This window comes from Aeromonas sp. YN13HZO-058, from assembly GCF_001921245.1.
Lineage (GTDB): Bacteria > Pseudomonadota > Gammaproteobacteria > Enterobacterales > Aeromonadaceae > Aeromonas > Aeromonas allosaccharophila.
Genome location: NZ_MQSY01000022.1, coordinates 1 through 22803 on the forward strand (window position 1 = coordinate 1; position 22803 = coordinate 22803).

10 protein-coding genes are annotated in these 22803 nt (G+C 60.2%); 8 read left to right on the plus strand and 2 right to left on the minus strand.

Features of this window, described 5'->3' with window-relative positions; genetic code table 11:
• Positions 1-121: 121 nt before the first annotated feature.
• Positions 122-12949: a retention module-containing protein gene (locus BSP75_RS04385; protein ID WP_148140612.1), complete on the minus strand. Its 12828-nt coding sequence runs from the start codon at positions 12947-12949 to the stop codon at positions 122-124.
• Between the two features lie 719 nt (positions 12950-13668).
• Here BSP75_RS04385 and nrfA point away from each other — a divergent pair.
• The 8 genes from nrfA (at position 13669) to BSP75_RS04430 (ending at position 21972) form a co-directional block, all read left to right on the plus strand.
• Positions 13669-15111, plus strand: coding sequence for an ammonia-forming nitrite reductase cytochrome c552 subunit (gene nrfA / locus BSP75_RS04395; RefSeq protein WP_075112426.1), 1443 nt, complete (start codon positions 13669-13671; stop codon positions 15109-15111).
• 51 nt (positions 15112-15162) lie between these two features.
• A complete protein-coding gene (gene nrfB / locus BSP75_RS04400; RefSeq protein ID WP_075112351.1) occupies positions 15163-15768 on the plus strand; it encodes a cytochrome c nitrite reductase pentaheme subunit in 606 nt (201 codons plus the stop codon).
• Positions 15765-16457 (plus strand): 4Fe-4S dicluster domain-containing protein, encoded by a 693-nt coding sequence (locus tag BSP75_RS04405; protein ID WP_075112352.1) that lies wholly within the window; start codon positions 15765-15767, stop codon positions 16455-16457. The genes nrfB and BSP75_RS04405 overlap by 4 nt, the downstream gene beginning before the upstream one ends.
• Positions 16458-16544: 87 nt before the next feature.
• Positions 16545-17498 carry a cytochrome c nitrite reductase subunit NrfD gene (gene nrfD / locus BSP75_RS04410; protein ID WP_075112353.1) on the plus strand — a complete coding sequence of 318 codons (954 nt, stop codon included), beginning with the start codon at positions 16545-16547 and terminating at the stop codon, positions 17496-17498.
• A gap of 172 nt (positions 17499-17670) precedes the next feature.
• A complete protein-coding gene (nrfE, locus tag BSP75_RS04415) occupies positions 17671-19626 on the plus strand; it encodes a heme lyase NrfEFG subunit NrfE (protein WP_075112354.1) in 1956 nt (651 codons plus the stop codon).
• A complete protein-coding gene (locus BSP75_RS04420) occupies positions 19623-20198 on the plus strand; it encodes a DsbE family thiol:disulfide interchange protein (protein ID WP_075112355.1) in 576 nt (191 codons plus the stop codon). The genes nrfE and BSP75_RS04420 overlap by 4 nt, the downstream gene beginning before the upstream one ends.
• Positions 20195-21397: a heme lyase NrfEFG subunit NrfF gene (nrfF, locus tag BSP75_RS04425; protein WP_075112356.1), complete on the plus strand. Its 1203-nt coding sequence runs from the start codon at positions 20195-20197 to the stop codon at positions 21395-21397. The genes BSP75_RS04420 and nrfF overlap by 4 nt, the downstream gene beginning before the upstream one ends.
• A gap of 122 nt (positions 21398-21519) precedes the next feature.
• Positions 21520-21972 carry an NUDIX domain-containing protein gene (locus BSP75_RS04430; protein ID WP_075112357.1) on the plus strand — a complete coding sequence of 151 codons (453 nt, stop codon included), beginning with the start codon at positions 21520-21522 and terminating at the stop codon, positions 21970-21972.
• Positions 21973-22007: 35 nt separating this feature from the next.
• On the opposite strand, the gene BSP75_RS04435 is transcribed toward BSP75_RS04430, so the two are convergent.
• Positions 22008-22703: a TetR/AcrR family transcriptional regulator gene (locus tag BSP75_RS04435; protein WP_253186610.1), complete on the minus strand. Its 696-nt coding sequence runs from the start codon at positions 22701-22703 to the stop codon at positions 22008-22010.
• Positions 22704-22803 lie beyond the last annotated feature (100 nt).

A 22803-nucleotide genomic window follows, 5' to 3' on the forward strand; every position in this document is an offset into this window, starting at 1 on the left:
GTGAAGCCAAGGCCACAGAGGTATAGTGTGAAAAAAGCCAATAAAAACAATGCCAGTCAGGCTTAACTGACTGGCATTACGGCAATTGCCGGCTCTTTTATTTAACGCTTCACACCCACTATCAGGGGTGCTGGATGATCAGGCTATGCTGGTTTTCCAGCATGCTCTGCAGGATATCGTGGGACGAGGTGCTGGTGAGATTCCAACTGCTCAAATCCACATCCTTCAGAGTGATCTGCTGGGTCACATGACCATCCCCGGCTGGCGCCACCGAGAGATTCACATCGCTCAGGCCATTACTCCCCGTAGTCACCGAGGCAGAGAGGTGATTGAGCAGATCATCGACATGGCTGCCGCTCACCCCTTGCAGCATGTCGGCCAGATCGATCTTGTCCCCCTGTTCCGGATGGAAGTCGGTGATGGTATCGATCGCGGGCTGACTTTCACTCCCCTCATCCCCGTGCTGCCAAACGAAGAGATCGCTGCCAGCCTCGCCGGTGAGGATGTCGTTGCCATGGCCCCCCAGCAGACGGTCATCACCGGAGGAGCCAAACAGCCAATCCCCCTGATCGGAACCGACCAGCTCATTACCACTCTGGCCGTGCACCGTGATGGTCTCAAGGGGCGTGCTGACGGTTGAACCGCCAACACTCGACTCGGCACTGATCCCCAACACATGCTCACCGTCACCAAAACCGCTGAAGAAGAGCGGAACCGAGTGATCGGCCGGGATCAGCCAGTCGCCATTGCCATCGGCATGACCGACGCTCTGACCATGTTCGTCCTGCACCTGCGCCCCATCCAGACCGCTGATGCGGATGGAGAGCTCACCGGTGGCCGGATTGACCACGCTGGCGTTGATACCAAGGGGAATAACGGCCCCCTGCAAGGCATGGAACGCATGCTGATCCACCGTCAGACTCGGCATATCCGGCTCGGGAGTGACAGTGATGGCCACCTGATCGGTATCACTCTTCGCCCCGCCTGCGCCGCTGTTGCCTTGATCAGAGGTAGTGACAGTGAGCGTGTCCTGCCCCCAGAAATCGTTGGCCGGTTCATAGTGCAGGTTGCTTGCCAGCAACTGGTTGAGATCGGCCAGCGACCCCACCAGGGTGATCTCGCTGGTACCCGCCCCCTGCACCACCACGGCACCCGTCGCCCCCAGCAGGGTCAGTACACCATGCTCGACACGCAGCACCATGGAGACAGGCGCACTGCCTGCATCCACATCCTTCACGCTGACACCGGAGAGCGACAGGGAGCCATCTTCCTTCACCGTCATGCTGCCAGGCAGCTGATTGACCGGGGCATCGTTGACCGGCTGCACCTCGATGGCTACCACATCGGTATCGCTCAGCGCGCCGCCGCTACCACTATTGCCAAGATCATTGGTCACCATGGTGAGCCGATCCTGACCATTGAAGTCCTGTTCACCCTTATAGGTCACCCCACCGGACAGCAGTGCATTGATGGCATCCAGCGGCCCGCTGAGCACCAGCATCCCGCTCCCGTTTCCGGTCACCGTCACCCCGCTGCCCGCTACCAGATTGAGGGAGCCATGCTCAACCGAGAGGCGAACCTCGATGGGGCTGCTGCCCGCATCCACATCTTTCACCTGCAAGCCGTGGATGACGAAGGGCTGATCTTCCTGCGCGACTTGAGGGGTCGTTGGCAATACGTTAATAGGCTCATCGTTGACCGGGCTCACATCCACATGGATGGTGCCATTGACCACAGGGCCAAGGGCGCCGTTGTCGAGGCTCTGGGCCATGATCTTGAGATCCAGCGCACCGTTGGCATCATTGGTCACCAGCTCGACAGCGCCAAGCTTGCCACCCTCGGTGGTCACCTGCCAGCGCCCCCCCCCCAGATCAACGACCGTCCCCGCCACGCCGTTTGGCAAGCGGATCTCGGCACCATCAGGGACCCCTTCGATGGTGACCCGCACCTGTTCGGGCTTGTTCTCATGCACATTACCCGCATTGCCGCCGGTTGGCTGGGTATCCCGGGTCTCCAGCCCCAGATCCAGGGTGATCACATCCCCTTCGGTACCGCTCGCCTGACCCTGAATATCGGCGATGATGGCATCCCCCACCGGGTTAATCGTCACCTTGAAACTGCCAGGCTCCTCGTGTGGCACCGTCAGACCTTTATCAAGAGTGAAAGCACTGAAGGTTAGATCGACTGTGCCGCTGAAGTCCGCTGGCGGGATCAGGGCCAGCTTGGAGAAGTCGGTTCCCACCGGGATCTGCCATACGCCGCCGCCATTGTTGACCGCCGGAGCCGACAGGGTGAAGCCATCCGGTACTCCCTTGATCTGCAGCGCGACGATCTGCTCGGAGCCATCATTGTCGATAAGGGTTGCACCAAATCCGGCAAGGTTGACCGTGCCATCCTCGCTCCCCGTGACACTGTGCACCGTGAGCTTGGCCGGATCGTTGACCGGTTTTATCTCAAACTCTGCATGCCCACTCCAGCTGGCTTGCGCCGTGCCGGTGGTGGCGGTATCGAGAATATCGACCTGGATATCGAGCGGCACCTTGCCGCTAAAGTGCTCTTTGGGCACAAACACCAGATCTTTAAGCGCCGCCACATCGTTGACCACCAGGGTGGTCAGTGGCTGATTGCCGACCAGGAAATAGCCAAATTTGGGATCGACGGTAATGGTCACCGCCTTCACCGTCTCGAGGCCGCCGTCAGCCACACTCGGACTGATATCAGCCAGTTTGACCGACAAGTCGAGGTGGATCTCGGTGTCTTCCAGGTTGCTGGGCTGACCGTTCACATCCTTGACCTGCAGCGTCAGCTCGGGCTGACCATCCTGGCCACCATTGATATCTACTTCCGGAGTGATGGAGAGAGTGACTTGCTTCTCGACTATCTTGGTATCGCCGCTCACCGTATCGGTGTTGACCAACCGCACATTGAAACTTAGGTTTTCACCGGCATAATCCGTCGGCAAGGTCAGAGTCAACTTGTCGAGATCACCGAGGCCGCCTGGCAGCTTGATCAGATACTCGCCATTGACGAAGTCATAGGTCAACCCCTGCACATTTACCCCGGCTGGCAGGCCGGTAATCACGATGCTGAGCTCGTCATCGCCATTTTCTGTAGAACCAACCGTTACCCAGCTCTTGAATTGAGTACCAAAATTAACCTGCTTATCTTCTACGCCGGTAATTGGCTGACTCGAATCAAAATCGATATCTGCCGCTTTTTGCGTCGAGCTTGCCGCGACCTCAAACGTTGCAGAGACTTTCAGGTCTTTGCGTACCGGCTCGCTGACATCGCCATCGTCACTCTTGTCAATCACCAGCGCACTGACTGTGAAGGTCACCGTCCCTTTGAAACCAGCCGGAGCACTCAGGGCATAATTACCCAAGGCGCTATTGGGGACAGTCCAGTTGCCCTTGCCATCATTAATCCCACCTACGACGACAAAACCAGGAGGGAGATCACTAATCACCAGATAATCGATGGTCTCCACGCTGCTGGGATCACGATCATCGAATATGAACACCTGGCTGAGCGGAATATCATTCCCATCAGGACTAACCAACTCACCGCCATGTTGAACAAGCAAACCATCCGGCTCCACCACCGCCTGGATATCCACATGTAGCTGACCATCAACCACCTTGTTAACCACCACACTGGAATCCACGTCCTGCTGGGTCACGGTGACATGGCTCTGGATGGTAGTATCCCGGTCGCTATCTTGCGGTGCTTTTACCAGCAGTTGGCCGCCGTTTAACAGGCTCTGCAGATCGGCATCGCTCAACTCGGCGGCACCCGACGTCACTGTGAGTTGATGGGTTCCGTTGCTGTCCTTGACCCACACTTCGTAGCCTGACTCGATACCTGAGAGGCTAAGGTGCGTCACCTTCTCGGCGCCATCGCTCAACACCGGGCGCCAATCGAGAGCGACAAACTGATCTTCAAACCCATGACTGGTTTTGTTGTAATCAGTAGCGTCGATCACAGGTTCCACCTTGATATGCAGCGGCACCTCGAAGCTCTTGCTGTCGCCGTCGTTTTCGGTCACCACCACCTTGGCGATCAGGTTCAAATCAGCCGTGCTGTTGTGGGGCGGCTGGATCACCAGGTTGCCTAGCTCTTTAATATCAACCTGATAGGTGGGCTTGCCATGGACATCGAGTCCGGCAAAGGTGAGCGTCAACTCATTCCCTTTACCATCAAACACCTTGGCCCCTTCCGGCAGGCCACTCAGCACTAGGTTAAGGCTTTCCGAGCTGTCTAACGGGGTATCAGCCAGTTCACCGGACACCAGCTTGAAGTTGAGCGGCGCTTTGCCATCCTCTGCCACTGTGATGCTGTAGCCTTGACCAATGCCATCATGAGTCCAGTCGGTACCATTGAGGATAAAGTCAGGTCTATCGACCACCCCCACCAGATCCACATGGAGTGTCTGACCAGCGGTCTCTTTCTCGTTGACCACGGTATGGGTCTGGCCGTTGGCATCGGTCAACGTCGCCGTGTCTTTCACCACCCCCTTGATGGTGATCTCGAAATCGACGTTGCTGTTTTTCGGTGGTTGCAGCTTGAGATCACCAATCCGATCGTAAGGCACCTCGTAGTAGCCCGCGGCGTTCTGACTCACGGCTACACTGCCCAGCCACAAGGTCGCGCCAGCAGGTAGGCCGCTGATGCGAACAAACAGCTGCTCGGAGCCATCGAGTTTGTCGTCCAGATGAGCAAGGGAGATCTTGCTACCCAGATCGAGCGAAATATCTTCCTTGCCCTGAATATCGCGCACTGTCAGCTTGGCGTCATCCGCCAGCGGGTTGACGTTGATAATGAGCTCGATGGGGTCCCCAAGGGCCGTCTCATGGCCGGTGACCACGGGGGCTTTCTCGGTGCTGACCGGTGTCACCACCAGCTTGATGTCACCGCTGTAGTCCTTACCGGGCACCACGATTATCTTGTTGATGTCGCCGCCAGCAACGGTATAGAGGCCGTTTGCCCCCGGGGTGAGCACCTTGCCATTCAGGGTAAGCGTTCCCTGGCCCGACTCCCACTTGATCTGGTAGCTCAGGGTTTCAGAGCCATCGGTGTCGGTAAGCGCGGCATTCACATTGAGCGCAATACCGGCACTGTCTTCGTTAGCGTTGTAGTGCTGGTTCGTGCTCGCCCCATCCCAGAGCGGCTTGTCGGCAATGCCCTGCACAGTGATGTCCAGGTTGCCGGTCAGCAATGAGGGTTTGCTCCCTTCGGTGACGCCGACCTGCAGTTGCACCGGGAAGCGCAGCGGGTGGCCACCGAGGTCGTAGTTCGAGTAGTCGTGGTTAGGCACGAAGGTGACACCGGTGAGCTGGAACTTGTCGTTGGTGTTGGCCACCGCCACCATGGCCGCAGGCGGCACCTGATACCAGGTCTTGCCACCCAGGGTAATGGTGGTCAGCGCGACACCGTTGAAATAGAAGGTTCCCTGGGCATTGGCAGGTGCCTGGATAAGCAGCTGCTCCACATGCTCGCCCCGATCGAAATCCCCCACATCCAGATTCATGGTAATGGGGATCCCCTGGCTAGGATCGGTTGCACCGGCGTCCTCCTGGCCGGTGACTGCGCTCACGCTGAGCATGCCCGCCTCGTCCTGGATGGTCAGGGTCAGGACCCCATCATCGGTATCCCCGTCACCGTCCACCAGGTGGAACTCAATCTGCTGCACCAGAGTGCTGTTGCTGTGATCAATGCCCGACCTGGCAGTGAAGCTGTAGTTACCCTCGGCATTGATCACCAGGGTGCCTATGGTCTGCCCAGTGCTGTCTGTGACCGCAATGGTGGTGTCGTCCTTGGCGGCGATGGGGTGCTCGGTGCCATTGATGGTTACCAATTTCACTACCGCATCGTCCGCCCCCTCGCTGGCAGTGGCCAGCAGATCGCCGGTCACGCTCGCACCTTCATCAAGGGCCTGGCTCGCATCAACCGCAAGGGGCACATCATCCTGCACGCTCACATGGCCAGTCACTTCGGCACTGAGGTCTCCGTCACGGTCCAATGCCTGTAGCGGCAACTTAATGTCCAGCAGATCCTTGCCTTGTGCGCTGTGATCCAGATTGCCGATCAACTTGAAGGTATAACGACCGGAGACATCCAAAGTCAGCTTGAAGATAACCTTGCCTGCGCTGTCTTTGCCAAGATACACACCCGGCAGGCTGTCTGCGCTGATGCTGACAGCCTTCCCCCCCGAGGTGAGCGCGTTGAGGGCGTTGAAGCGGGCCACATCCAGTTGCAGAGAAGCAACCCGGTCGCTCCCGGCGGCGATCGTCACCTGACCGATGGCAACCTCTCCCGTGCCTGACGGGCTGGTCCCCCCATGCTGGCCACCGTCACCATTGAGATCCGACTCCTTGACGGTGACCCTATCGATAGCAGTGATAACGGGATCGGCGGCGTCGGTGATCACGGCGGTGGCACTACCAGTGATCACGCTGCCGTCGCTGTCGGTCACCTTGACCGGCAAGGTCAGGTTGAGTTTGTCATCTGCACCGTGATCCAGGTTGGTATGCACCGTTACCTGATAATCGATAGTCGCGCTAGTGTGAGCGGCGATGCTGGCGGGGACGGTCGGGATGGAAACCGTCATCACCACCACACCTCCGCTGGTCACTGCCTGGAAGCTGTGACCATCGGTGCCAACCGCTTTCCAGGTCAGGGTTTCGCCGTTATGGGTAATGGCCTTGCCGCTGGCATCCATGACCTGACCGGAGAGGGTCAGTCGTACATCGGTCACCGGATCCGAGTCGGCCTTGATGGTGATCTTGCCGCTCGCCTGTTGATCATCGCCCGCCGAGTTGGCGCCATCGAAGCGCCCTTCGCTTAAGGTGACGCCAGTCAGGGTGAGGGTCGGTTTTTCCCCTTCCCCAATCTGGATATTGAGGGTGCCGCTGGTGCTGTCGTTGTTACCGCCCGCCTTGTCGTAATCGTTGACGATCACCTTGATGGGCAGCTCGGTCACGGCGTTACCGCCCTGATGAAGCCCTTGATAGAGGGTGACCTGATAGTCAAAGCCGTTCTTGCCCGCCTGATCGAGGCTGCCAACCAGCTTGACCTCAAACACCTCGACCCGCTGGCCATCAACCATCACATAGCCCTTGATCAGCTGGCTACCGGGGATGGCGCTATTGCCATCAACCAGCTCGTACTGCACCGGTTTACCCAAGGCAGTCAGCGCAGGCTGTTCGTTAGCATCGGCAAACGCCACCTCGACCACCCGATCTGATCCTGCCTGCACATCGAAGTGACCGGTTTGGCTCAGGCTATTGCTGCCGGTGAGGTTCCCCTCATCCAGGGTCACACCAGTGCCCGGGATAAAGCTCGGTGCCTTGCCGTCCGCAATGGTGAGCGGCAACGTGGTACCGATGCGATCGCCATCCTTGTCGGCCAGCGTGACGGCAAGCGGCAGGTTGAGGGATTCACTCCCCTTGTGATCCAGCTCGCCGCTCAGGGTGACCTTGGCGGTGACACTCCAGTTACCGTTGTTGTCTCCCAGACTCAGCTCGGCGCGCAGCACCACCTGCCCACCGGCGGTTCCGACCAGCTGGCCAGTTGCAGGGTCCACGGTGAAAGTGACGGGGTTACCGTGGCTGGTTAATCCGGTCAGAGTGCTCTGGATTTTGGCGATGTCAAAAGCGAGGGATGCGGGATCAAGGGCATCGCTGCCGTGCGCGACCGAGAAGCTCATGGTACTGACGGCGGCCGCCTCCCCTTGCGCCATCTCGGTCATCATGGAGCCAGTCACGGCGGAGATGGTCGGGTTGGCGCCATCACCCACCGCCACGGTAATGGTAGAGGAGACCTTGTCACCATCGCTGTCGAGCAGGGTAAAGCCCGCTTGGAGCAGGCTGTCGGCACTGCCCTGATCCAGCGGCTGATGGAGGGTGAAGCTGTATTTGCCATCGTTGCCAAGGGTCAGCTCAAACACCAGCGTGCCATCGGGGGTATGCCCCTCGATACGATGATCGTCCACCGCGATAGTCACGGCCTGCTTGCCCGAGGTGAACCCTTGCAGCCCCGGCTGATTGGCATCGAAGGTGATGCTGGCCAGCGGATCGCTGCCCGCCGTGATGGCCAGATCGCCCGACAGAGTCTGGCCCTGCTGCCAGTTGCTATCTTCGGTCAAGGTGAGGGAGACAGGGCTTACCTGCGGCAAGGCACCATCGGTAATGGTGATATTGAGGGTGCCGAGATTGCTCTTGTCCCCGTCAAAATCTGAGCCCTGTACCTTCAAGCCAAGGTTGAGGCTGTTGGTCGTCTCCGGCTCGTCAAACACACCTGTCAGGGAGACGCTGTATTTGCCATCTAGCCCGATGGTGACGGTGAGGAGCCCCTTGCCCTGCCAATCCTTGACGATCAGCTGGTTATCTTGAGCCTCATAGGTCGTCGCCTTGCCCTGGCTGGTCAGCCCCGCCAGCGCAGGTTGATTGGCCGCAAAGTTGAGGGAGACCAGACGATCGCTGCCCACCGTCACCGGCAGCTTGCCATCGATGCTCTGGTTGCCACCCTCCTGCAGTGAAACGCCCTTGTCCAGACCGAGTTCAGGGTCAAGGCTATCCGTCACCGTGATGGAGGTGGAACCCTGGCTCTGACTGCCATCGCTGTCGGTGACTTCTACCGGCAAGGTCAGGTTGAGTTTGTCATCCGCCCCGTGATCCAGGTTGGTATGCACAGTGACCTGATAATCGATAGTCGCGCTAGTGTGAGCGGCGATGCTGGCGGGCACAGTGGGGATGGACACCGTCATCACTACCAGACCGCCACTGGTCACCGCCTGGAAGGTGTGACCATCCGTGCCAACCGCTTTCCAGGTCAGGGTTTCGCCGTTGTGGGTGATGGGCTTGCCGCTGGCATCCATGACCTGACCCGCAAAGGTCAAACGCACATCGGTCACCGGATCCGAGTCGGCTTTGATGGTGATCTTGCCGCTCGCCCGTTGATCATCGCCCGCCGAGTTGGCGCCATCGAAGCGCCCTTCGCTTAAGGTGACGCCTGTCAGGGTAAGGGTAGGTTTCTCCCCTTCCCCTATCTGGATATTGAGGATGCCGCTGGTGCTGTCGTTGTTGCCACCCGCCTTGTCGTAATCGTTGACGATCACCTTGATGGGCAGTTCGGTCACGGCGTTACCGCCTTGATGGAGCCCCTGATAGAGGGTGACCTGATAGTCAAAACTGTTTTTGCCAGCCTGATCGAGGCTGCCAACCAGCTTGACCTCGAACACCTCGACCCGCTGACCATCCACCATCACATAGCCCTTGATCAGCTGGCTACCGGGGATGGCGCTATTGCCATCAACCAGCTCGTATTGCACCGGTTTACCCAATGCGGTCAGCGCAGGTTGTTCGCTGGCATCGGCAAATGCCACCTCGACAACCCGATCCGACCCAGCTTGCACATCGAAGTGACCGGTTTGGCTCAGGCTGTTGCTGCCGGTGAGGTTCCCCTCATCCAGGGTCACCCCGGTGCCCGGGATAAAGCTCGGCGCCTTGCCATCCACGATAGTGAGCGGCAGCGTGGTACCGATGCGATCGCCATCCTTGTCGGCAAGAGTAACGGCAAGCGGCAGGTTGAGGGATTCGCTCCCCTTGTGATCCAGCTCGCCGCTCAGGGTAACCTTGGCGGTGACGCTCCAGTTACCGTTGTTGTCTCCCAGACTCAGCTCGGCGCGCAGCACCACCTGCCCACCGGCGGTTCCGACCAGCTGGCCGGTTGCGGGGTCAACGGCGAAAGTGACTGGGTTACCGTGGCTGGTGAGTCCAGTCAGAGTGCTCTGGATTCTGGCGATGTCAAAGCCAAGGGAACTGGCGTCGAGGGCATCGCTGCCGTGCGCGACCGAGAAGCTCATGGTACTGACGGCGGCCGCCTCCCCTTGCGCCATCTCGGTCATCATGGTGCCGGTCACGGCGGAGATGGTCGGGTTGGCGCCATCACCTACCGCCACAGTCATGGTGGAGTGGACCTTGTCGCCATCGCTGTCGAGCAGGGTAAAGCTCGCCTTGAGCAGGCTGTCGGCACTGCCCTGATCCAGCGGCTGATGGAGGGTGAAGCTGTATTTGCCATCGTTGCCAAGGGTCAGTTCAAACACCAGCGTGCCATCTGGGGTGCGCCCCTCGATAAGATGGTCGGCCACCGTGATGGTCACGGCCTGCTTGCCCGAGGTGAACCCTTGCAGCCCCGGCTGATTGGCATCGAAGGTGATGCTGGCCAGCGGATCGCTTCCCGCAGTGATAGCCAGATCGCCGTTAAGGGTCTGGCCCTGCTGCCAGTTGCTATCTTCGCTCAAGGTGAGGGAGACAGGCTCTACCTGCGGCAAGGCACCATCGGTAATGGTGATATTGAGGGTGCCGAGATTGCTCTTGTCGCCGTCATAATCTGAGCCCTGTACCTTCAGGCCAAGATTGAGGCTGTTGGTCGCTTCCGGCTCGTCAAACACCCCGGTCAGGGAGACACTGTATTTGCCATCTAGTCCAATGGTGACAGTGAGGATCGCCTTGCCCTGCCAATCCTTGACGATCAGCTGGTTATCTTGAACCTCATAGGTCGTCGCCTTGCCTTGGCTGGTGAGCCCCACCAACGTCGGTTGGTTGGTCTCAAAGTTGAGGGAGACCAAACGATCGCTCCCCACCGTCACCGGCAGCTGACCATCGATGCTCTGGTTGCCACCTTCTTGCAGGGCGACCCCCTTGTCGACGCCCAATGCGGGATCACTGCCATCATTGACGGTCAGCGTCAGGTTGGCGCTGGTGCTGTCGCCATCGATCTCGTTGGCGCTCACCTGCAAACCGAGGGAAAGCGTGTCGCTACCCTGATGATCGAGCGGCCCGGTGAGGGTGACCACCGCCCGACCAGCCAGATCGCTGCCCTGCTGCTCTGCATTCAATTCGGCGCGCAGCACCTCCACCCGTTGGCCACTGCCATTCTGGTAGTAACCCACCAAGGTGCGATCATCGGCAAATTCAAACGTCAGCGGATGACCATCGCTGGCAAGACCCGAGCCGTTGAGGCTAGCCAGGGTGCCGCTCTGATTGCTGAACACCAGCGAATCCACCAGCAGGGGATCGGCGGTGTGTTTGACCACAAAGCGGCTCTCGCCCACCACGGCGGCGCCGTTGGTAAAGGCATCTTCGGTCAGGGGAATGGCCGGGATCTCGAAGCTGGGCGGATTGCTGTCCACCAGATTGATCACCAGCGGCGCCTTCACCAGATCGCCGTCGCTATCGCGGTATTCGAGATTGAACGGCAGGCGCAACGCGTCCTGACCGTGATCCAGACTCTGACTCCAGACGATGCGATAGCTGCCGTCATTGTTGAGGGTCAGAGTGAAGACTGTCGCCCCACCGGCGGTAGCGGTCAGGGTCTGACCATTGATGGTGTAGCCAAGTGGTGCACCATGGCTGACGAGACCCAGCCCTTCCAAGGCACTCTGATCAGCGGCGAACTGGACTTGCAGATTGCCATCCTGACCGGCCCCGGTATTGAGGCTGCCGGTCGCGGTGATCGGCCCATCGGCCAATCCGGCTTCGGAGAGCGTCAGGGTTTCGCTCTGACCGATCAGCGGTGCCCCATCGATGGCACTGTTGCCCGCCAGATCGGTGACACTGGCACGCACTTCAAAGGATTGATTGATACCGGAGAGATCAAGACCTGATACCTGCCAGCGGCCATCGGCCCCCACCAGTGCCGAGGTGGTCAGCAGCGGCTGGCCATTGCTGTCGACCAGAGTGATGGTGACGCTCTGACCCGCTTCCACATTGCCGGTGGTACCGCTCAGGGTGGCACTGCTGTTGCCAAACAGGGCTGCGGAATCGAGATCATCGATATCGATGAAGGCCTGGGTATCGACATTGATAACGAGGGTATCGCTGGCACGGTTGCCAGCAATATCCACGGAATTGACCTGAAACTGGTACTGGCCATCGGCCAGGGTCTGCGGCAACTGATATTGCCAGTTACCGGCGGCATCCACCGTCAGGACGGTGAGCACGCTGCCGCCAAGGCTCAGGGTCACGGTGGCACCGGGCTCCCCCTTCCCTTGCAACAGCGGGGTATTGTCACGGGTCAGATCATCGGTTTGACTGGCGCCGGTGTCGCTCTCATCGGCGAGATCCAGGGTAATGATGGTGATGGTATCGAGCAGGGTCTGTCCGGTGTCGCTGGCATTGTTGCCCGCCTGATCCTGGGTATTGGCCACAATCTGCAGCGGGCCATCCACCAGCTTGCCGGTTACATCACCAAAATTCGCTTCCCACACCAAGCCGGGCAGCACCACTGTCGTCACCGTCAGTGAATTTCCCGCCTGATCGATAAGGGTGACGGTGACCGGTTGGCCCACCTCCACATCATCCACCACACCACGAATGATGACGCCCGCCGCTTCATCTGCATTGATGATGTTGTCGCTGGTTTGCGGTTCGGTGATGGTGATGGCGGCAAAGAAATCGCGCTCTTCAGCAAACAGCTGCTCGTCACCTGCAGGCTGAACGGCGTGATCAGTATCAAACCCGGCCTCGGCCAGGGTGGCATCATTGGTACGGTCGACCACCACAAAACCACCCGAGCTGGAACCGGCCACACCACCGATATTGCCCGCTGCTGCGGCTGCGTTGCCGGCGGCGGTCTCCTGGAACAATTCGGTCGGGTCAATCCCCTGGCGGATCGCCTCTTGCAAAGAGGCCAGTTCCGGATCGGTCGGTTGTCCATCAGCAGCCGGAGTGGCGGGCTCAGGTTTGGCAGCAACCGCTTGCTCGCCTGCAGGCTCACTGCCCGGCTCGGCTAACTGAAAATGGCCCCCTTGAGCGCTTTGCAGGCGCTCCCCCGGCTGCAGCGCCATCCCCACCGTTGCTCGTATGACAGATCCATCTGCACTGATGACAAACACGGAGCCCTCGAGTTGGGTGATCACCGTGGACTTTTCAATTTGCAACTCAGCCATACAACCTCCAGCAAAACCGTAACTACCAACATCAGTACCCACAGGATACTTGTCTGTTCAATAATCATACCGCACCAGACTGCGTGGGTCTTTTCGCTATTTTCGACAAAAATCGCCATAAAATGGCCATTACTTACAACATTGTGCATCTCACCGGCTTTTCTAAACGAAATGAGATTTGGATGACCCCAATCACATCACCTTTATTAACATGTCTGTCAGCCACCATGTGACCATTTCTGTCATTTGACGAGAAATCTGCTTAGAACCTCGATGAGTGACCATAATCCGAAGACCACAAAAGCCCATGCTGCAACAGGGCACATTTGCATATAAAACCAATTTCATGCATGGGTAATTACCAAGCTTTCTGAACCATATCGGTGACAACCAGGATAAGCAGCAAAATGGCACATGCGTGACTGTATATATCAAACACCCGCCATAAGATGTTCAGCCGTTAACAAGAAGTTAAGTTTCCATAAAATTTAATCCAGATCTCATTTCAACGATTAATCCTGCGCACCAATTGATCTGGCACAACTCTCCCTCCGATAAATCATCATTAAATTTACCTATTTGTTAGGGTAGACCTCGAGCAATCACATATTGCGCGGTTTTATTCACCGCCAATCAGACCTCTGCCCACCCCGCCCAATGGGGATGAAATCCACGCAACAAGATGGAATTGGGCAGTTCAGGACATTTATCTGGGAGTGATAAACGTGGGTTCACAACACAGACAGACAAAACTGGGGCTTGCCGCCCTGCTGCTGACCAGCTGGCTTGGCGCCAGCGGCTGGGCACAGGCTGATGAAGCAACCACCAAGAGCAAGATAGAGGCGCGCAGCGAGCTGTTCGCCAAGGATCACGCCGATCAGTTCAGTAGTTGGAAAGCAACCAGCGAGAGCAAGGAGCGCACCGATGCGCTGGCGGAAGATCCCTATATGATAGTGCTGTGGGGCGGTTACCCCTTTGCCAAGGATTACAACAAGCCGCGCGGCCACTTCTATGCGCTGACCGACGTGCGGGAAACCCTGCGTACCGGCGCCCCCAAGACCGCCGAAGACGGTCCGCTGCCCATGGCCTGCTGGAGCTGCAAAGGCCCGGACGTGGCCCGCGTCATCGACGAGAAGGGTGAGGATGGCTACTTCAAGGGGATGTGGGCAAAAGGCGGACCGGAAATCGTCAACACCATCGGCTGCGCCGACTGCCACGACACCGCCTCGAAAGAGTTCAAGGAGGGCAAACCTGCCCTGCACCTCTCCCGTCCCTATGCCGACCGGGCCATGACCGCCATCGGCAAGCCGTTCAAGGAGCAGGGGCGCTTCGATCAGCAGTCCCAGGTGTGCGGCCAGTGCCACGTGGAGTACTACTTCAGCGGCCCCACCAAGGCGGTCAAATTCCCCTGGGACAAGGGCACCACGGTGGAGCAGATGGAGGCCTATTACGATGAAATCGGCTTTGCCGACTGGACCCATGCCCTCTCCAGGACCCCCATGCTCAAAGCCCAGCACCCCGAGTACGAGACCTGGCGCGCCGGCATTCACGGCCAGAACAACGTCGCCTGCGTCGACTGCCACATGCCCAAGGTGCAGAACGAGCAGGGCAAGGTCTACACCGATCACAAGGTGGGCAACCCCTTCGATCGCTTCGACCAGACCTGCCGCAACTGCCACACCCAGAGCAAGGAGATGCTGCAAGGGGTGGTCAAGCAGCGCAAGGATGCCGTCACCGAGATCAAGCTCAAAGTCGAGAAGCAGCTGGTGCACGCCCACTTTGAAGCCAAGGCCGCCTGGGATGCCGGCGCCACCGAGGCCGAGATGAAGGACATTCAGCAGGACATCCGCCACGCCCAATGGCGCTGGGACTTCTCCATCGCCTCCCACGGGGTACAGATGCACGCCCCGGAAGTGGCGCTGCGCATGCTGGGCACCGCCCTGGACAAGGCCGCCGATGCCCGTACCAAGCTGGTGCGCCTGCTGGCCGCCAAGGGGATCAGCCACGAGATCGCCATCCCCGACATCTCCACCAAGGAGAAAGCGCAAGCCGCCCTTGGCATGGACATGAAACAGATGAATGCCGACAAGGCCCAGTTCCTCAAGAGCACAGTTCCCGCCTGGGATGCCGAGGCCAAAGCGGCCGGACGGCTGGCACAGTAATGGCGCCTGCGGGCCCGGCCAGCTCGGGCCCGCAGTGGATGGAGGCTTCCTATGGGTGATTTAACGATGGATTTCTTACGACTGATGCTGATGGCAGCCATGCTGCTGACCAGCCTGCAGGGCCAGGCCGCCGAAACGGCAAGCGCACCAGCGGCCCTCCCAGCTACCCACGACGTGGCGTTTTTGCGCAATCCCGACAAGGCCTGCACCGACTGTCACAAGGAGCAGAGCGAGGGGATGCACGGCAAACATGGTCAGGCGACCAACCCCAATAACCTGGCACCGGTCACCTGCACCAACTGCCACGGCCTGCCCTCTCCCCAGCATCGGGAAGGGGTCAAGGATGTGATGCGCTTTAGCGACAGCTTCAATAACAAACAGAGTACCGAGAGCTACCCCATCTCCGAGCAGAACGGGGTCTGCATGAGCTGTCACGAGCCCAAAGTGCTGCGCGAGGCGCTCTGGGCCCACGACGTGCACGCCACCAAGCTCACCTGCACCAGCTGCCACCAGCTGCACCCGGCCAAGGAGCCCATGGTGGCGATTCCGGAGAAGTCCCGCATCAAGCTCTGCGTCGACTGCCACAGCAAGCAGCATGAGGCCAGCAAGGCCCGGCAGGAGCAGTCCAAACCGGCTACCGGCAAGGAGGCCTCATGAGCTGCTCTCGCCGTCACTTTATGGCGGGGATGAGCGCAGGGGCCCTCATCATGATGACGGGGGCTGCTCGTGCCAACACCCGCTCCCTTGCCACCACCCTCGCCCACAGCCAGACCATCGACGGGATCCGCTACGGCATGATCCACGACGAGACGGCCTGCATCGGCTGTACCGCCTGCATGGATGCCTGCCGGGAGGTGAATCAGGTGCCGGAGGGGCTCTCGCGGCTCGAGATCATCCGCTCCGGCCCCATCGGCACCTTCCCTGATGCCGAGTACCACTTCTTTCGCAAGTCCTGCCAGCACTGCGACAACGCCCCCTGCGTGCACGTCTGTCCGACCGGTGCCTCCCATATCCGCAAGGAGGATGGCATCGTCGACGTCAACCCGGATCTCTGCGTTGGCTGCATGTATTGTCTGGCCGCCTGCCCCTATCAGGTGCGCTTTATCAACCCTGTGACCAAGGTTGCCGATAAGTGCGACTTTTGCCGCAAGACCAACCTGGCGGCGGGCAAGGAGCCCGCGTGCGTGGAATCCTGCCCCACCAGGGCGCTGGTGTTCGGCAATCTGGATGACCCGGACAGCCCCATCGCCAAACGGCTGCTGAAGGAGACCACCTATCGCTACAAGCAGGCACTCGGCACCTCACCCAAGATGTACCGCGTGCCCAAAGGGGAGATAACGTCATGACCATGCAAGCGGCATTTCACTTCCCCTCCCTCGTGTGGGGATTTGTCCGATCGCCATCTACCGAAGCAACAGAAGGAGGAATGGATCATGTTGCATGACGCATTTCACTTCCCTTCCCTCGTCTGGGACTGGCCCATCGCCATCTACCTGTTCCTGCTCGGCATCTCCGCCGGGGCCACCACCCTCTCGGTGCTGTTGCGCCGCAAGGGGGCCGGCAGCGAGAACGGCATCATCAAGGCGACCGCCATTCTGGCGCCGGTGAGCGTGGTGCTGGGGTTACTGATCCTTATCTTCCACCTGGCCCGCCCCTGGACCTTCTGGAAGCTGATGTTCCACTATCAGTTCGACTCCGTGATGTCGATGGGGGTCATGCTGTTCCAGGTCTACATGGCGCTGCTGTTCGCCTGGCTGGCGGTGGTGTTTCGCTCCGAAATTGAGACCCTGCGCAGTCACCTGCTGCAAGAGAAGTTCGCCTTTGTGGATGATCTCATCGCTTGGCTTGCCCACATCGAGCGGCTGCTGGCGCCGCTGTTGCTGCTGCTCGCCGTGCTCTTGGGGGCCTACACCGGCTTTCTGCTGTCGGCGCTCAAGACCTATCCGCTCTTGAACAACCCGGTGCTGCCGGTGCTGTTCCTCATCTCCGGCGTCAGCTCCGGCATCGCTTCCACCATCTTGCTGGCGGTTACCCTGTTCAAGGAGAACCATCACAGCCAGGGGGTGAGCTTTGTCCACCGCTTCGAGCGGCCGGTGCTGGCGGTGGAGGTGTTGCTGCTGGTCTGCTTCTTTACCGGCCTCTACTTCGGTGGCGGCCAGAAGGAGGCAGCCATGTGGGCCGCCATCGGCAGCGGCTTCTGGGCTCAGGTATTCTGGCTCGGGGTGGTGGGCATCGGCATGCTGCTGCCCCAGTTGCTGGCTCTGTTGGCCCCCGCGCCGCTGCGGGCCAAAAACGGCTATCTGGTGCTGGTCTGCAGCCTGACCCTGGTGGGGATCCTGCTGCTGCGCTACTTCGTGCTTTATGCCGGTCAAATGACAGTCGTATAACGGTATGATCACCAGCGCCAGCCACCCTCGGGTGACTGGCGCTGGTTTGTTGCTGGCCCAATAAATTTCTGGTGATGCCACACCCGTTGCTTGGCAATGTTCTCCGCAAAGGGAGACGACGCGGCGTGTGTGTCATGACATGAATGACATCAAAGATTGAACCGGAGGTTGTGTGCTGGCGGAGCTCGGCTATCTCTCACTGTTGCTGGCGACCGGGCTCGCCCTGCTGCAAGGGCTGCTGCCCTGGCTGGGGCTGCGGCTCGCCTCACGCCCGCTGCTCGGCTGCGCAACACCGCTGGCCTTCCTGGTCGCGCTCCTGCTCGGGGCCGCCCTGCTGCTGCTCGCCAGCTGTTTTGGCCTCGATGACTTCACCCTGGTCTATGTGGCCCAGCATGCCAACAGCGCCCTGCCTCTTGGCTTCAAGCTGGCGGCCGTGTGGGGCGGCCATGAAGGCTCCATGCTCTTTTTCGTTTTTGCACTGGGGCTGTGGGGTGCGCTGGTGGCCCTTTGCTCCAAGCGGGTCGATCCGCTTATTACAACCCGGGTATTGGCCATCATGGGGCTGATCGTCGGACTGTTCGGCCTTTATACCCTGATCTTCTCCAGCCCGTTTGACCGCCAGTTCCCGGGGCCGCTGGAGGGGCGCGATCTCAACCCCATGCTGCAGGATATCGGCCTCATCATCCACCCGCCCCTGCTCTATCTCGGTTACGTCGGCTTTGCGGTCAACTTCGCCTTCGCCATGGCGGCGCTGCACTCGGGCCGGCTCGATGGCGCCGTGGCCCACTGGAGCCGCCCCTGGGCGCTCGGCTCCTGGGTGTTTCTCACCACCGGCATTGTACTGGGCTCCTGGTGGGCCTACTACGAGCTCGGCTGGGGCGGCTGGTGGTTCTGGGATCCGGTAGAAAATGCATCCCTCTTACCCTGGCTGCTCGGTACCGCCCTGCTGCACGCACTGGTGGTGTGCGAGAAGCGCGGCGCTTACGGCCACGCCGTGCTGCTGCTCTCCATCTTTACCTTTTCACTGAGCCTGCTCGGCACCTTCGTGGTGCGCTCCGGGGTGCTCACCTCGGTGCACGCCTTTGCGGTCGACCCCAGCCGCGGCCTCACCCTCTTGTTGCTGCTCGGCTTGCTATTGACCTGCGCCCTCACCCTGTTTGCCCTGCGGGCAGACATTCGCGCCCCCTATGCCCGCTTTGGCTTGCTGTCAAAAGAGGGGCTGCTCGGCGGCGCCATCCTGCTGCTCTGTGTGGCCTGCGCCAGCGTGCTGCTCGGCACCTTCTACCCCATGGTGTTCCAGTCGATCCATCTGGGATCGCTGTCGGTGGGCGCCCCCTATTTCAATACCATCTTCGTGCCGCAGGCCCTCTGCCTGATGGCGCTGATGACCCAGCTGCCGCGCCTGCGCTGGCAGCGGCTTGCCGCAGGTTCTCGGCTCAACACCCTGTTGCCGCCGCTGTTTGGTCTGCTTGGCGGCGGGCTCATTAGCCTTGCCTATCTGGAACAGGGATCGTTTTCCGGTAACTGGATTGGCATCCTCGCCAATATGGTGTGCCTCTGGCTGATGGCCAGCCTGCTACTCAATACCCAATGGCGCGAGCTGACCCTAAATCGACTAGGCAGTCTGCTGGCCCACCTCGGGGTGGCGGTGTGCGCCCTTGGCATCGCGCAGGTGAGTCACCACAGTCAGGAGGGGGGCACTGTGCTAAGTGCCAACCAGCCTTACCAGCTCGGCGCGTTCGAGTTTCGCTATGAGGGGCGCGAGCCGGTGATCGGCCCCAACTACACCGCCGAGCGCATCACGCTTAGCGTGCACAAGAACGGTAAAGAGGTAGCTTGGCTGACGCCGGAGCGGCGCCACTACAGCGTGCGCACCATGAACATGAACGAACCGGGCATCGCGTGGGGAATGCTCGGCGATCTCTACGTGGTGCTGGGTGAGAAGATGGGACCAGATGCCTATGCCATGCGTCTGCACCATAAGCCGCTGGTGCGCTGGATCTGGCTCGGTGGCCTGTTGATGATGGCTGGAGGCACCCTGCGCCTGCTCGCCCGTCGCCCCTTGCTTGCCTCCCGTTCCGTTGCGGTTGGCACCTCCCATCACCGGCTCGAACAGGAGGCGTTATGAGATCCCGCCTGCGCCTCTTTGTTCCACTGCTGCTGACCCTGGGCCTCGGCGCCCTGCTCTGGCTCGGCCTTGGCAACAATCCCTACAGCCAGGATGAGGCCGTCGCAGGGCGCACTCTGCCCATGTGGCAGAGCGACAATCTTCTGGGTGGGCGTCCGATCCAGACCGCCAGCCTCAAGGGCGAACCCTTTGTGCTCAACGTTTGGGCCAGCTGGTGTGTCAACTGCCGCGCTGAGCATCCGCTGCTCACCGAGCTGGCGGACACAGTGCCCCTCTACGGTCTCAACTACCGAGACAAGGGGGATGCGGCCCGTATGTGGCTTATCCAGGCGGGCAACCCCTATCGCGCCGTGCTGGCCGACCCTGACGGCAAACTTGCGCTGGAGCTCGGCGTCTACGGCACGCCGGAAACCTATCTGTTTGATGCCGATGGCGCCCTGCTCGCCCGCCATACCGGCGAGCTCACCAAAGGGATCTGGCTACGCCAGTTTGCCCCTCTGCTTGCCGAGGCCCGCAGCAAAATCGCTAGCCAGCCCGAAGTGAATAGACAAGTGCAGGAGAGCAAGCAATGAGCCGTCTCTGCCACGCCCTGATCGCGCAGCTCTTGCTGGCATTAAGTCTCGGGGCCCTTGCCAGCGGGGTCGATACCTATCAGTTTCGCCACCCCGAGCTGCAGATCCGCGCTCAGGAGCTGGCCCGCGCCCTGCGCTGCCCCCAGTGCCAAAACCAGAATCTGGTGGAGTCCAACTCCCCCATCGCGCGGGATCTGCGGCTCGAAGTCTACCGCTGGGTGGACGAGGGGCAGTCTGATGAACAGGTGATCGCCCGCATGACGGAGCGCTTTGGCGATTTCGTGCGCTACGATCCCCCCTTCAAAGCCAGCACGGCGTTGTTGTGGGGCGGACCCCTGCTGCTGTTGGGGCTGGCGCTGTTGACTCTGTTTCGCCGCCTGACGCGCATGAAAGCGCAGGCCATCCCTGTCGTTAAGGCAACTGTTGAGGCAATCCATCAACCCGCCGCCGATCCGCGCAGCGAATTGAATCTGCTGATCATGCACGGGGAGCAGGCGGGCCTCTCTCCAGATCAACCGCTATACGGGGAGCTAAGCGCCGCCCGCCTGGCCAATGCCATCCCGGCGGCTGAGCTGACCCTGCGCGTGCAACTGGCCAGCCAGCATAACAATCGCGGTCGCAATACCCGACACGAGCTGGCCTTGTTGCTGCTTGCCCTCCTGGCCATCGCGGCCGTTGCCGCTGTGTATCCGAGCACCGGACGTTATCAGGCATGGCAGGCGCATCAATCCCGTCCCGACCCGCTGGCCGGGTTGAGCCCGCGAGATCTGCAGGACAAGGCGCTGGGGAATCTGCATCAGAAGCTTCAGCGCAGCCCCGCCGATCTCGACAGCTGGGCGGCGCTCGGTCAGCTCTATCTCTATCGGGGCGAATATGACAACGCCCTGCTCGCCTATCAGCGTCTTGCCCTGCTGGAAGGGGGCGCCAGCGCGGCGACTCAAGCCGCGCAAGCCACCGTGCTCTACTATCAGGCGGGCCAGCAGCTGACTCCCGAGGCAACCCGCCTGCTGGAGAGCGCCCTCAAGCAGGATGCGGGGGAAGTGAGCGCCCTGATGCTGCTCGCCTCCGATCACTTCCTGCATGGCCGCTACAGTCAGGCCATTGCCCTGTGGCAGCAACTGCTCGATGGCGAACGCCCTCGCATCAACCGGGCCGCGCTGATCGAGGCGATCCAGACGGCAAGAATCATGGGGGGCTGACCGCCTTCTGTCACTTTGGCCCGCCCGTCGGCACAGACAGGTGCCGACCGGAAAATCACTTGCCACTCTGACTCGTCCGCCAAACAATACGGCTCTCTTTGGCCAACCTCTGGAGTCACATCATGATCCCCATTCGCTGCAAGGCCGTCTCCGGCGTTGCCCTTGCCACTGTCGATGGCGAAACAAAATTGCTGGTGATGCAACGGGTCAAGGGGGGCTTCTGGTGTCATGTGGCGGGCACGGTGGAGGCGGGTGAGACCGGCTGGCAGACCATTATTAGGGAGTTTGGCGAAGAGACGGGGATCCGGGTCACCGAACTCTACAACGGCCAGTATCTGGAGCAGTTCTACGAGGCGAGCCTGAATACGATAGAGGTAGTTCCGGTCTTTGTAGTCTATTGCCCGCCCAATCAGGCGGTGACCCTCAACGATGAACACACCGAATACCGCTGGTGTTCCCTGGCCGAAGCCAAGGCGCTGGTGAGTTTCCCCGGCCAGAAGGCACTCTATGACCATATCTGGCACCACTTTGTCGACAATGCCCCCTCTCCCCTGATGCGGGTCGCGCTCGGCTGACGCATGCCGGCGCGGCATGGTGGATGCTTGCGGTATTACTCGTTGGTCCCAACCAGCAGCGCAGGCATTGCCTGCCACACCCGTTCCGGGTCGGGCTCGGCAATAGCGGCGGCGATCAGCTGCTCGCTCCAGCGACGATGCAGCAACCACATCCGCTGGCCCACCTCGCCATCAGCCTTGGTGCACTGCTTGGTGACATCGGCGGTGCGATAGAAGTAGCGCACCAGACTCGTGAGCTCCGGCTCGGGCCAGCGACAGCCAAAATCACGCAGCAAGGCTGACCAGAACAGCACCTGTCCCCGCTCATGTTGCTGCTCGACAATTTGAAGATCGGGGATGAGATCCATGGCGTGCCACAAGGCGCCATAGCCGACAAAACGGCGATCCAGCTCTTCGAGTGCAATATCCAGCAGCACCAGCGCCTGTGGCCAGCTGGTCGCCTGAATGCGGATCTGCTCCTGCGCCTCGCAAACCGCCGCCAGCCACCCCATGGCAAGGCGGCAGATGATCGCCTCCTTGTTGGGATAGAGGTGGTAGAGCGACTTGATCCCCACCCCCGCCCGATCGGCGATGGCATTGGTATTGAGGGCCGCAAAACCCTGCTCCTGCAACAGGCTCAGGGTCGCCTCCTCGATACGGCTGGCCACCGCCTGACTGCGTTGTTGCTTCGGTTGACGGCGCATGGCAAACGCCCGGGGTAACGGCCCCTCTGCCACAGACTCCTCTGACATACCTTCTCCCTGATTTGTTGGCCCATCGGCAACGTGGCTTGTGTGTGCATCAACAAGCGTGATCTGCACCTCACTCGCTACCGATTGATGTGACATGGTA

Coding starts and splice junctions, on each gene's coding strand:
- BSP75_RS04420 (WP_075112355.1), top strand. CDS start 19,623: ATGAGATCCCGCCTGCGCCTCTTTGTTCCACTGCTGCTGACCCTGGGC.
- nrfF (WP_075112356.1), top strand. CDS start 20,195: ATGAGCCGTCTCTGCCACGCCCTGATCGCGCAGCTCTTGCTGGCATTA.
- BSP75_RS04430 (WP_075112357.1), top strand. CDS start 21,520: ATGATCCCCATTCGCTGCAAGGCCGTCTCCGGCGTTGCCCTTGCCACT.
- BSP75_RS04385 (WP_148140612.1), bottom strand. CDS start 12,949: ATGGCTGAGTTGCAAATTGAAAAGTCCACGGTGATCACCCAACTCGAG.
- BSP75_RS04405 (WP_075112352.1), top strand. CDS start 15,765: ATGAGCTGCTCTCGCCGTCACTTTATGGCGGGGATGAGCGCAGGGGCC.
- BSP75_RS04435 (WP_253186610.1), bottom strand. CDS start 22,703: ATGTCAGAGGAGTCTGTGGCAGAGGGGCCGTTACCCCGGGCGTTTGCC.
- nrfB (WP_075112351.1), top strand. CDS start 15,163: ATGGGTGATTTAACGATGGATTTCTTACGACTGATGCTGATGGCAGCC.
- nrfD (WP_075112353.1), top strand. CDS start 16,545: ATGTTGCATGACGCATTTCACTTCCCTTCCCTCGTCTGGGACTGGCCC.